The organism is Paenibacillus terreus, assembly GCF_042138595.1.
Taxonomy (GTDB): Bacteria; Bacillota; Bacilli; order Paenibacillales; family Paenibacillaceae; genus Paenibacillus; species Paenibacillus terreus.
Genome location: NZ_JBHIRX010000012.1, coordinates 1 through 11,751 on the forward strand (window position 1 = coordinate 1; position 11,751 = coordinate 11,751).

The window sequence follows — 11,751 nt, forward strand, 5'->3', positions numbered from 1 at the left end:
ATTAGGTGGAGTCCATAAAATGAGTTCACTTAATTTTCGCAGCATGAAATCGGCAAACTTGCAAGGAGGGGATTCGAATTCGAATTCCTCAGAACCCAGCCAGCGGCTACAAAGGTTTAATTGGATTTTTGCTCTGCGATAGTTGAGTTATTTATACCTATTTACAAAAAGGTTTATTTTCCCCGTGACTTTAACATAACCTCTCCTTCCTCCTGAAGCACCGATAACATTCGCCCTTTATATTCATAGGTGTAAGAGATTTAGACGTCTAGACTTCTTTGAAAGGGATGAATGGTGATTTGGTATTTACGTTCACTCGGCAAACGCAAAATCCTTGAGTTCCTGGTATTGATTGTTTTTGTCGTATTTTTTCTCGTTCCTTTATTGAACCTGCTGATTTTGGCCGTCTCCGGAAAATGGCAGTATCCGGCGCTATTGCCGCAGAGCTTTTCCCTGGAATGGTGGAGGTTCGTGTTAAGCCAGGACGATGTGCTCAGCTCGATGTGGCTCTCGTTCCTGATCGCCGTGGTGGTTACGGCAAGCTCGGTTCTTCTGTGTGTACCGGCGGCCTATGCTTTTGCGCGGATAACGTTTCCGCTCAGCCGATGGTTCCTGTTTTCCTTTTTGCTTACACATGCCTTTCCCAAAATGGGGCTGTACGTGTCCATCGCGGTGCTGTTTTACAAGTTCGGGCTGATGAATACGTTCGTGGGCATCGTACTGATCCATATGGTCAACACGCTTATGTACATGACCTGGATTCCTGCGGCTTCCTTTCGCAGTGTGCACCGGGCGCAGGAGGAGTCGGCGCGGGACGCGGGGGCTGGACCGCTGCGCGTGTTCTGGAAGATTACGCTCCCCATGGCGATGCCGGGTATTATGGTGGCTTCCGTGTTCACCTTCCTCGCTTCGCTGGATGAGGCGCAGGGAACGCTGCTGGTCGGCATACCTGATTACAAAACGATGCCAGTCATCATGTATTCCATCATAGCCGATTATCCGAACACCACCGGTGCGGTCTTTTCGGTCATTCTTACCTTGCCGACGGTCATCCTGCTGCTTGCCGCAAGGCGTTTTGTCAGTGCGGATGTGCTGGCAGGCGGTTTCCAGGTCAAATGACTTTTCTCAACAAAAAGGGGCTTGAAGTATGTCGATTCAATTATCCATTCGTGATCTGAGCAAACGATTCAAGACGGGGGACGGGGTAAAGGGCATTTCGCTCGATGTGATAAAAGGGGAGCTGGTGACGCTGCTCGGCCCCTCCGGCTGCGGCAAAACGACAGTGCTTCGCTCCATCGGCGGTTTTCTGGCTCCCGACAGCGGGGATATTCAAATCCGGGGCAGCAGCATTCTGCATCTTCCTCCGGAAAAAAGGCCGACGGCCATGGTCTTCCAAAGCTATAATTTATGGCCGCACATGACCGTGTATGAAAATCTCGCCTTTGGACTCAAGCTGCGCAAGAAGAAAAAGGATGAGATCCGCGGTCTTGTGCAGGAGGCGCTGAAGCTGGTTCAGCTGGAAAGCGCGGAGCGCAAATTGCCGGGACAGCTGTCCGGCGGACAGCAGCAGCGGGTGGCCCTGGCGCGGGCATTGCTGCTGGAACCGGAGGTGCTGCTGCTGGACGAGCCCTTCTCGGCGCTGGATGCCAAGCTGCGCATGGAGATGCGGGAAGAGCTGCGTGAAATTCAAAGGCGGACCGGTATGACGATGATTTTCGTCACGCATGACCAGGAAGAGGCCTTGTCCATCTCCGACCGCATCGTTGTCATGCGGGCAGGCGAAATTGAGCAGCTGTCCACACCGCAGGAGATTTACGATCAGCCGCGGACGCTGTTCGTGGCCGGCTTCATCGGGCGCATCAATCTAATCAAGGGTGTCAGTACGGGACGCAGCTTGGCAGTTGGAGAGGCGCGGTTCGAGCAGGAGCGCGAGGTTGACGGGGCAGTGATTGCGGCCGTGCGCCCGGAGGATATCTATCTGACGGCGGAGCAGGAGCCAAATTCCCTGCCTGGCACGATCCGGCAAGTTATGATTCTTGGACATTATGCGGAGGTGTCCGTGGAAAGCGGGGAACAGGTGCTCAAAATGTTCGTTCCCCGTGAACAGTCAGCCCGGCTCAGCAGCGGGCAGCAGGTGCGTATTGGCTTCAGCAGAGTGGTGTCGTTTCCAGCGCCTGAAGCTTAAAACCCGGGCACGGCGTTTCATTCATCGCTTTGTTCATTAAATACAGACTTCATTTGAGGAGGAGAAAGGATGTCAGTGAAAAAGAGATTCAGCATGATGTTGGCGGGGGTGCTCAGTCTGGGGCTGTTGGCGGGCTGCGGCAGCGGTAGCGAAGGAGCGGGAGCGGATTCCTCCGCGGCGGCAGGCGGCAAAGCGGAGAGTGCAGTAACGGAAATCTCCCTTTACACTTCAGGATCACTTAACGTCAAGGAGCTGTGGGAGACGCTGATTTCGGATTTTGAGGCCAAAAACAAGGATGTCAAGGTTAAGCTCGTTTATCTGCCATCCGGCACCGGGGGAGCTACGACGATGGACCGGCTCATTGCGGCGAAGCAGAGCGGCCAGTCAGAAAGCGAAATCGATTTGTATGAAGGGAGCCTGGATGATATTACACGCGGAAGCAAAGAAGGGCTGTGGGAAACGCTGGATACCACCAAAGTTCCCAATCTCGCGAATGTGGACGAAGCTTACCTGAAGCAGGTCAACGACCAGGCAGTACCTTACCGCGCCTCCTCTGTCGTGCTGGCCTATAACAGCGCGAACGTGCCTGAGCCCCCTAAAACGGCGGACGAGCTGTATGAATGGATTCGTCAGCATCCGGGCAAATTTGCCTACAACGATCCATCCACCGGCGGTGCTGGCAGCTCATTTGTGAACACGGCCATTTATAATTTCCTGCCTCCCGAGGCGATGAACAGCAGTGATCCCGCGAACATGGAAAAATGGGATCAAGGCTTCGCCCTGCTGAAAGAGCTGGGACCATCTATGTATGAAAAAGGTGTGTATCCGAAAAAAAATCAGGGAACGCTTGATCTGCTCGCCAGCGGCGAGGTTGACATGATTCCGGCCTGGTCCGATATGGCCCTGGAGCAGTTGAACAAAGGAACGCTGCCGGACACTGTGAAGCTGGCTCAAATCGAGCCTGCCTTTACGGGCGGACCGTCCTATCTGATGGTGCCTGCTCTCTCGACCAAAAAAGAAGCGGTGCAGAAGCTGCTGGATTACGTGCTTTCGCCTGAGGCCCAGACGACGGTTATCAACAAAATTTACGGTTATCCGGGCATTAAATGGGACCTGATGCCGGCTGAGCTGCAAAAGCAATTTGAAAGTGTGTCCGGAGGCTACCGCAGCTTCAACAGCGGCGATCTGCAGCAGGAAATCTACAAGCGCTGGCAGAGTGAAGTGGCGGGCGGTTAATGATGAGTACATCATTTAAAAGAGGGATGCTGGGGCTGCTCCTGGTCATCCCCTCTTTTCTCATTCTGCTCGTCGTTGTGATCATCCCCATTCTGTATGCGATCAGGGAAAGTCTGATCGACGAGAACGGGACCGGCTTCGGCCTGGCGAATTATATTCGTCTGTTTACGGATGCCGCCATGCGCAAAAATGTGCTGTACACGCTCAATTTGACGATTGTATCCACGATCCTGACCCTGGTTATCAGCTACGCGATGGCGGTATATTTGCGTTTTGGCTCCGGATTTGTGGTGACCTGGATTCGGCGCCTCTATTTTGTGCCGATGTTCATCCCGGGAGTTATTGCAACCTATGCTTTGATCACCACCTACAGTAATCACGGCTGGGCGCCGCGTTTTCTGCTTACGCTGGGAATCGACTCGTTCCCCAAAATTATTTATGACTACAAAGGGCTTCTGCTCGCTAATCTGTGGTTCAACATTCCGTTTGCCACCATGCTGCTCAGCTCGGCGCTTGCCGGCATTCCGAATTCTGTCATTGAAAGCGCAAGAGATGCCGGAGCACGCACGCTGCAGCTGTTTGTCCGTTTTATTCTGCCGCTGTCGTACAAGACGATGTGGGTGGCGGCGACCTTTATCTTTATGGGCGTGATCGGCAGCTTTACAGCCCCCTTCCTGATCGGCGCCAACTCGCCGCAGGTGCTGGGCGTGGCCATGCAGCAGGTGTTCTCCAGCTATCAGGAGACACACATGGCGAGCGCTATGGCTGTGTTTATGTTTATACTGTGTTCTTTTATGGGTTATTTCTACATCCGGACCATGGTGCAGGATGCGGATGCCAACTAAGCTGAATTCCATGGAACATCGCTGAATTCCATGGAACATCAAGGAGGGACTTATGACAATGGCAGGAAGTAAAACGGAAGCAGAGCGGCTGGAAAGCGAAAGCGGGCTGCACAAGGAAGAATTGTCCGATGCATACGTGCTGGCAGAACAGCGTCCGGAGATGGAAATCAGTCAGCAGAACAGCTGCCGTTTTTCCTTTACGATGCCGGAGGACGGATTTGCGGAGCTGGACCTGACGGCCCGATCGGACAGCGATTGGTCGGAGCCGGACCGGGAGTCCGCTATTGTATGTGTATATCTGGGAGAGCAGTATAACCAGGATGTCATCCTCTTTTACGGCAGCAGCTCTTTCACATATGCACGACTGCTTGGACACCTGACGGCAGGGGAATATGAAGTGGAAATTGTGTTCAGAGCTGAAGCGTCGGCACCCAAGGTGGAGAGAGCATGGATTGATGCTGTGCAGGTGCGAATTATCCCGAATTCTTCTCCACAGGCCTTGGTATACCGGCATGCCCCTTTGCTGTACGGTCGCTGTTTGGCCCACCCGTATGAGAACAGGTTCACCGATACGCCGTTAATGATGTTTTATTCCATGGATGAGCGTGAAGATAAAACAGTCATTGAATATCAGATGATGTTCAGCCATGAGGACGAAGGAACGCCGGCTCCTTTCCTGATGAGCAAGTGGGGAAGGACGACGGACATCGAATGGATGTACCGTGTCGAGCTGGACGCAGCCGGAAATGAAGTAACTGCGGTGTTCCAGGGGGAACATCACGTCACCACCTCCTTTGGCGGCGGATATGATCTGGGTGGGCATCCGGTGCTGCAGACGGCGACGACAAACGGGAATTTTACGGACTGTATTACTGCGGATTACCGCTTTATGCTGCCCCCGGCTTTCCAGTGGAAGCCTGAACAGGAGCCGCGCGAGGCCGTCATGATGAAGCATTCGTTTGCTTTTCAGGTCACCAATTGGGAGATGAAGCGCCAGGAGCCGCTGGAACTGCCGCCTGCACCACCTTCCATTGCCTTGACGGACCAGCGTTATTATGTATTCGTTCAGCTGTTCAAGCAGCCGTTTCCGGCCGATGCCGTGGAACTTGAGAATCTGCCCAAGCGAGGTTTCAACAGCCGGGAGGAAGACGGATATGTGGATATCCAGGTGCGGCTTCAAGGTTCAGAGGAATGGTATTCCTCCTGCTATCGTGATTTGCATGCTGGCGGTTTCCGGGCGGCGTATGAAGGGGCGGAGGCTCATTTTTCGACGACGATCAAGCTGCCGTGCCTGGCCGCGCTTGAGGACCTGGCGGAGATAAAAGCCGTCCTGCTCGAAGGAGGAGCGGACCGAATGCGGGTGGGAGAGCTGCGCGTTTTTGTTCTGGATGAGCATTACAGACCGGCAGCCGATGAAATCCGCTCACCGGCGATGCGGCTGCTGACACGCCATCAGCCTGTGTCCGTGTTATGGACGGCAGGGGAAAGCGGGGCTGTATGAAAAAAATATTCGCTGCGGAAGGCCTTGTCTTCCCGGAGTGCACGCACAGCCACATTACGTATGCATTTCACATTCCCGAGCCTGCCTCGGCAGTCTGTATTCGCTTCGCCTACGATCCCAAGCTGCTGGCAGACGAAGACCGGGCCAGGGTGATCATACAGGACAGCATGCGCAAGTACGGATACGCGGAAGAGGATGGCGGCGACGGTTGGAAGAAATACGCGCCTCTCAAGAACCTGCTGACACTGTCGGTGGATGACCCGATCCGCCATCGCGGCGCTGCACACCGGCATGATCCGCAGCAGGAGCACCGGCTGGGCTTGACCGAAGCGTCCCCCGGTTTTCTGGCGGGTATCAACCCGCAGGGCGTATGGCGTGTGACCGTCAGCCTGCACGCTGTCGTTACGGAGACGCTTAAATATCAGCTTGAGATTGAGGCTGAAATGCCGCAGAAGGGAGAGGCGCATGATGAAATGGATTCCATCCGAGCTGCACACCCACACCTTTCATAGCGACGGTTCCCATAGCCTGCTGGAGCTGGCACAAAGCGCCGCCCGCCTCGGACTGGATTGTATTGCCCTTACAGATCATAATACGCAATCCGGATTGACGGGCGCTGAGCAGGTAGAGCGGCAGACCGGCATCCGCATTGTGCCCGGGATGGAGTGGACGACATTTTACGGACATATGCTGACCCTGGGCGTCAAGGAGTTTGTAGACTGGCGGGTACTCGGGCCGGAAGATATTCATAAGGGCATACAGCTTGTGCATGAGCAGGGCGGCATCGCCGGTCTGGCTCATCCGTACCGGATCGGCAGCCCGATCTGCACAGGCTGCTTCTGGGAATATAACATCCTGGATTGGAATGATGTCGATTTCATTGAAGTATGGTCCACCCTTATGCCTTCCGTCAAACGTGACAGCCAAAGAGCTTTTGCACTGTGGACGGACCTGCTGAACCGGGGTTACCGGATCACGGCGACGAGCGGCCGCGATTGGCATGGCAGCAAGCCTGAAGATCCGCTGCCTGCCGTCACTTATATCGGGGTGGAGGAAGCAGACGGCGCTCCTCTACAGGTACAGATCATCGAGGCGTTACGCCGGGGCCGTGCTGCCGTCACCATGGGGCCGCTGCTTACTTTATCCATCAAAACGGCAGGTGATGAGCGTGAATATGCTATGGGCGAGTGTGTGCAATGGGACGACGAGCCTGATCCGATGGTGATGGAATTCACCGTGAATGTGGATATGGACGTCCGGCGGGAGTTTTACGAACTGCAAGGTGATCGTTTACGGCTTGTGCTGAGAAGCGGGTCTGGCGTATGCAGCGAAATACAGATTCCGGCGGAGACGGCTGTTTACAGCTTTACGATTCAGGCCGAGGCTGCATCGCAATGGGTACGTGCCGAACTGTTCGGCTGTCTGGGCAATGCCGTCACCCTTGTTGCTTTTACCAATCCTGTATATATTCAAACGCCGGCGGTTCAGGCAGCAGCTGTACGGAGCGGCGGGCGCTGCGAATTTTGAGGAAAGGAAAGAGGCTTTATCGTGGCATCCAAACAGGAAAAAATCAAGCAGCGGATCGAGGATTACATCCGTGACAGCGGGATTGGACAGGGAGGCAAGCTGCCGCCCGAAACCGCGCTGGCGCAGGCCTTTCAGGTGTCTCGCACCACGGTCCGCGGAGCAATACAGCGGCTGGAAAGCGAGGGGAAACTGCTCGTCAAGCATGGCAGCGGAACGTTCATTACACGTCCGCTGCCTGCTATTCCAAGCTCTCTTGACCGCTTGTACAGCATCGGGGACATGATCAGGTCCGCAGGATTGAAGGAAGACGAGCAGCTTGAATCCATCAAGCGGCTGAACTCCTGTCCGCGTGAAATTGCGGAACGGATGGAAATGGACCGTCATGAACCGGTCGTTGTGCTGGAACGCACGAGAACAGCCAACGGAGAAGCCGTGGCTCATTCGATCAATTACATACCCGAGCAAATTGCCGAGTCGATTATGGTGGACGGCTCTTTTACAGGATCGTTATTTCAAAATTTCGAGTACAAGGCCGGAGTTCGTATTGTAGGAGCTTACTCAGAGATGACCGTACCGGCCCGGACGGACCCGCACGCGCGCCGGCTCATGACTTCGCCGCAGGCATCCGTGCTATTGTTCAAGCAGCTTCATTATGATGAGCTGAACAGGCAGGTGCTCTATTCATATGATTATGTGCGCAGCGATATTTTCCAGTTCTGGATTCGGCGCAACCGCTGACAGAATGGGGAAATCACCGCAAATATGATAATGGCGTTACACTCGGCGCGGCATTAGCCGCGCCACCGATTACAAAAAGTCAAGAGTTGAACGACAGTGGGAAGCGTCTCATAGTGTTCCTGAATTTCAAGCTGGTTTTAAGGTTGACAGAATAAATGTAATAATTTATATTACAAATGGTGATGAAAATGAACAGTGATTTTGTAGTTGCCGTGCACAGCCTTGTATTTCTAGCCTATGCGCCGGACAATCTAAAAACCAGTGACAATATAGCCAAAAGTGTGTCCATCCATCCGGTTCGCGTTCGCAAAGTGCTGTCTTTGCTTAGAAAGCATGGCCTCATTCAATCCAAGCATGGAGCTAAAGGAGGCTTCCTGCTTGCTCAGGACCCGCGGACGATTACCTTGGATAAGCTGTATATTTTAACCTCTGAGGGATCTTTGAAGCCTAAATGGCCCAATTCCAATCAAAAATGTGCCATCGGCGCGAATATCGAGCGAGCCATGGACGGTGTCTTTGAAACGACCGAACAACGGGTTATGGCCAATCTGGAGGGTTATACGATTGCCGACGTGTTGCTCCGGGTAGAAGAGCAGGATTGAGCGTAGCCTGCTTTAGTCTGAGTATAATTGTAGCGAAAAATAATACAATTATACGGAGGAGAATGAAGCGCAGGTATTAAATCTTTTAGTCTTTTTTTGTGCATATTTGTAATAAAAAAAATTACAATTGTATACCCCAAATGCATACAAATATTAAAATAAGGAGATTTTCTATGTCTGAATCACGTTCCGTACATCGCATGTCGTTTTGGTTTGTGGCCTACTGCCTTTTGATTATTATGATGGGGACGAATGTACCGGCTCCTCTTTATAGCCTGTATGGGCAATTGTGGCATTTTTCAACGGGAATGACATCCTTTCTTTTTATCATGTATGTCCTTTTTTTGATACCCGCCAGCTTTGTGTTTGGTCAGCTCTCGGATCGAATTGGACGTAAAAAAGTGCTGCTGGCCGGCGTGATCGTTGCCGGAGCGGGTTCGCTAATGTTTGCGATAGCGCAAAACCTCGGCATGCTGCTTGCGTCGCGAGCGATTCAAGGCATTGGCGTCGGCATCATAAATGGGACGGCTGTTGCGACACTGTCAGAGCTGCGTCCGGAAAACCGCAAAACGGCCTCGCTGGTGGCATCGGTGTCCATAGCGATCGGGACGGCCATCGGCCCGCTATATTCCGGGCTTCTGGGAGAATATTCGCCGTCACCCATCCGGCTTCCTTATTATTTGCACTTACTGCTTTTATTTATTGCCTTCCTGGGGGTGTTAGCCGTACCGGAAACCCTCAAAAGGGGGGGCGCTCCCAAGCGGCTGAAGCTGCCCACTGTGCCGGCCGTGATCCGAAAGCCGTTTTTGATCTCGGTGTTTGCGTCGATTATCGCATGGGCGGTAGCTGTGTTTTTTATGACACTGGTGCCGACGATCATCGCCACCCAAATGGATCTCCATAACTTGGCCTTATCGGGGGCTGTTGTTTGCTTAATGCTTGGATTTTCAACATTATCCCAGATTCTTTTCAAGTCCTTGTCGGCACGGTCAGCAATCTATACCGGTTTTGCTCTGCTTGCACTAGGAATCGTAGGGCTTGTCATTGCAATCCCCATGCAGTCGATCTTCCTCCTTCTTTTAAGCACCGTGTTGGCTGGAAGCGGGCATGGGCCGGCTGCGTCAGGGAGCATGACTTGGATCAATGAAATGTCTCCTTCTGAAAGCCGGGCGGATGTGATATCGATCTATTATGCCATCACCTACCTGGGTGCGGGTGTCCCTGTGCTTGCATTGGGGATAGGTGCCGAGCGAATCGGCTTTTATCAAGCGGTTTCCATCTATTCAGGGCTTATTATCGCTGCAGCTGCGGTGGTTGCGTTCATTGTCCGGACTCATCATGCCAATGCCTCAGAAAATATGAAATGAAAGAATGGAAACTGATCTCGGTTTTGAACCGAAATAAAAAAAGTAGTACCATTTTAATTTTGGTACTACTTTTATGTTTGATCATTGAAGTATAATTTTAACCTCCGTATGTATTTGTAAAATGTTACGATATTAAACCGGTTATATTTTGGCTAGTAATGCGATGGCAGAATTTTTGTAAACACTCTATTAACCCCATCCGTGTTGTAAAAGCTGAATGAGTAAGCTATTTGGCTCTTGGGTAGAGACTAGAACTAAGGTAAAACTAATCGTTAACCAAAGCGTAGTGACTTTTTTCATTCAAGTACACCTCTTCCATAATATTGTGATAAGCCGTTACCGTTTCTGCAGAAGCCAGGGTACGATTGTTCTCGAACAGAACCATACACTTAAAGATATCAGTCTTGTTTTTTATTATAACTGATCTTTCCAAACACTCTATTAAATATTTAAAACCTATTGAATCTTTTTTGTGGGTTAAATAATAATCAGCAATTTCATAGAAAAGATAAAGAGAATATTGATTAACAACATTGTCGCTATAAACACCGAACGTTTGTCGTTTTTCTAAATATGACTTGATCTGCTCTTCAAATTTTAATAATATGTCTTCTGCGTCAAAACTGAACTGGTTTGCTGCTTTCATAATGTTCAGCAATGCAAAAAGCAACTCATCTTGATTTTTTTCTATATACGCTAAGTAATCAGGGAGAATTTCTAACTCGCCGGAAAGCAGCTTGTTTAAATAAGTGTTTGCTTCGGCCCATTCTTTAAACAGACCTTTCCAATGTAATGCCTCTTCGTCGGTTTCTTTGACCCAGCTTAAATCGGCATATTCGTAGGTATACTGTAAGGCTAGTTTATAGTTACCACGCCCCTCACTGACTTCCGCACGAAGCAAGTATGAATAAGCAAGATAGAAAAATAAAGGTCTTCCGGTTTTCTTTGGTGAATCTTTCCTCTTCCGGTCATTGTGGATCTCGGAATAAAGAGCTTTGGCAATAGGTTGCATTTTGTCCACTATCTTTTCCAGCCGATCCCATTCTTTGAGCGCTCGGTATGTATTCGCTAATTCTTTAAGCGCATCAAGCTGATCCATATCATCTAATCTATCAATATAAATTTCAAATTGGATTGCCGCACGCAGATTCTCAGCCTGGTTTTGATTCCGAATCCTTAATAAAAACAAACGATAATGACATAAGGCAAGTCTTTCAGAGTGCTGACGTGTCTCGCTTTCCGCAACACACTCGTATAGAATAGCCGCAGCTTCATCTTTCTTATTGTGAAAAAAGTCTTCTGCTGTCTCGAAAAGCAACGGAGCATACACTAAATTGTCCAATAGCAAACCAACGGCTTGTCTTAAACAATCCAGCTTGTCCAATTCTGCGCAACGATACAGGAAGGGTCTGATTCTGCGCCAATTGGGGGAGGCCTCGTTCAAATACTCCTGTATATACTGCTCATAAAAATAACCTTCCGGCAGCTCCATAACAGAGGTGATTCGATCCAGTTGATTTAAAGCCATCACACGGTTGCCATTCAGGAGGGAGCTCATCGTACCTGCATTTAATCCGGAAATTTTGCCAAAACGTGAAATGTTCAATTCTCTTTGTTTCATGAAACTATCCAATTGATCTCGAATCGTGGTTGTATCGCTCAAAATAACCACCCCTGAAAGTTTCTACTACTATATTACAAATATAGCCATTTATCGAACGCAGGTCAATTGAATCGACATAAAAATATT

11 protein-coding genes are annotated in these 11,751 nt (G+C 50.9%); 10 read left to right on the forward strand and 1 reads right to left on the reverse strand.

The window, feature by feature from the left end:
• Window positions 1–294: 294 nt before the first annotated feature.
• The 10 genes from ACE5KN_RS19955 to ACE5KN_RS20000 all read left to right on the forward strand — a co-directional run bounded on the left by ACE5KN_RS19955 (window position 295) and on the right by ACE5KN_RS20000 (window position 10,001).
• Entirely contained in the window at window positions 295–1,119 is an 825-nt protein-coding gene (locus ACE5KN_RS19955; RefSeq protein WP_375527948.1) for an ABC transporter permease, read from the forward strand.
• A gap of 28 nt (window positions 1,120–1,147) precedes the next feature.
• The gene (locus ACE5KN_RS19960; RefSeq protein ID WP_375527949.1) at window positions 1,148–2,185 is read left to right on the forward strand and encodes an ABC transporter ATP-binding protein; all 1,038 of its coding nucleotides are present in this window, start codon (window positions 1,148–1,150) and stop codon (window positions 2,183–2,185) included.
• A gap of 69 nt (window positions 2,186–2,254) precedes the next feature.
• Entirely contained in the window at window positions 2,255–3,421 is a 1,167-nt protein-coding gene (locus tag ACE5KN_RS19965; RefSeq protein ID WP_375527950.1) for an extracellular solute-binding protein, read from the forward strand.
• Between the two features lie 2 nt (window positions 3,422–3,423).
• Window positions 3,424–4,266 (forward strand): ABC transporter permease, encoded by an 843-nt coding sequence (locus ACE5KN_RS19970; RefSeq protein WP_355321207.1) that lies wholly within the window; start codon window positions 3,424–3,426, stop codon window positions 4,264–4,266.
• A gap of 58 nt (window positions 4,267–4,324) precedes the next feature.
• Window positions 4,325–5,767, forward strand: a complete 1,443-nt coding sequence (locus tag ACE5KN_RS19975) for a hypothetical protein (protein ID WP_375527951.1) — start codon at window positions 4,325–4,327, stop codon at window positions 5,765–5,767.
• The gene (locus ACE5KN_RS19980) at window positions 5,764–6,279 is read left to right on the forward strand and encodes a hypothetical protein (protein WP_375527952.1); all 516 of its coding nucleotides are present in this window, start codon (window positions 5,764–5,766) and stop codon (window positions 6,277–6,279) included. The genes ACE5KN_RS19975 and ACE5KN_RS19980 overlap by 4 nt, the downstream gene beginning before the upstream one ends.
• On the forward strand, window positions 6,236–7,294 hold the full coding sequence (locus ACE5KN_RS19985; protein ID WP_375527953.1) for a CehA/McbA family metallohydrolase: 1,059 nt from the start codon (window positions 6,236–6,238) through the stop codon (window positions 7,292–7,294). The genes ACE5KN_RS19980 and ACE5KN_RS19985 overlap by 44 nt, the downstream gene beginning before the upstream one ends.
• 21 nt (window positions 7,295–7,315) lie before the next feature.
• The gene (locus ACE5KN_RS19990) at window positions 7,316–8,032 is read left to right on the forward strand and encodes a GntR family transcriptional regulator (protein WP_375527954.1); all 717 of its coding nucleotides are present in this window, start codon (window positions 7,316–7,318) and stop codon (window positions 8,030–8,032) included.
• A 182-nt stretch (window positions 8,033–8,214) separates the two neighbouring features.
• Window positions 8,215–8,634 carry an RrF2 family transcriptional regulator gene (locus ACE5KN_RS19995; RefSeq protein WP_375527955.1) on the forward strand — a complete coding sequence of 140 codons (420 nt, stop codon included), beginning with the start codon at window positions 8,215–8,217 and terminating at the stop codon, window positions 8,632–8,634.
• 173 nt (window positions 8,635–8,807) lie between these two features.
• Window positions 8,808–10,001 carry an MFS transporter gene (locus ACE5KN_RS20000; protein WP_375527956.1) on the forward strand — a complete coding sequence of 398 codons (1,194 nt, stop codon included), beginning with the start codon at window positions 8,808–8,810 and terminating at the stop codon, window positions 9,999–10,001.
• Window positions 10,002–10,266: 265 nt separating this feature from the next.
• On the opposite strand, the gene ACE5KN_RS20005 is transcribed toward ACE5KN_RS20000, so the two are convergent.
• A complete protein-coding gene (locus ACE5KN_RS20005; RefSeq protein WP_375527957.1) occupies window positions 10,267–11,664 on the reverse strand; it encodes a helix-turn-helix domain-containing protein in 1,398 nt (465 codons plus the stop codon).
• Between the last annotated feature and the right edge of the window lie 87 nt (window positions 11,665–11,751).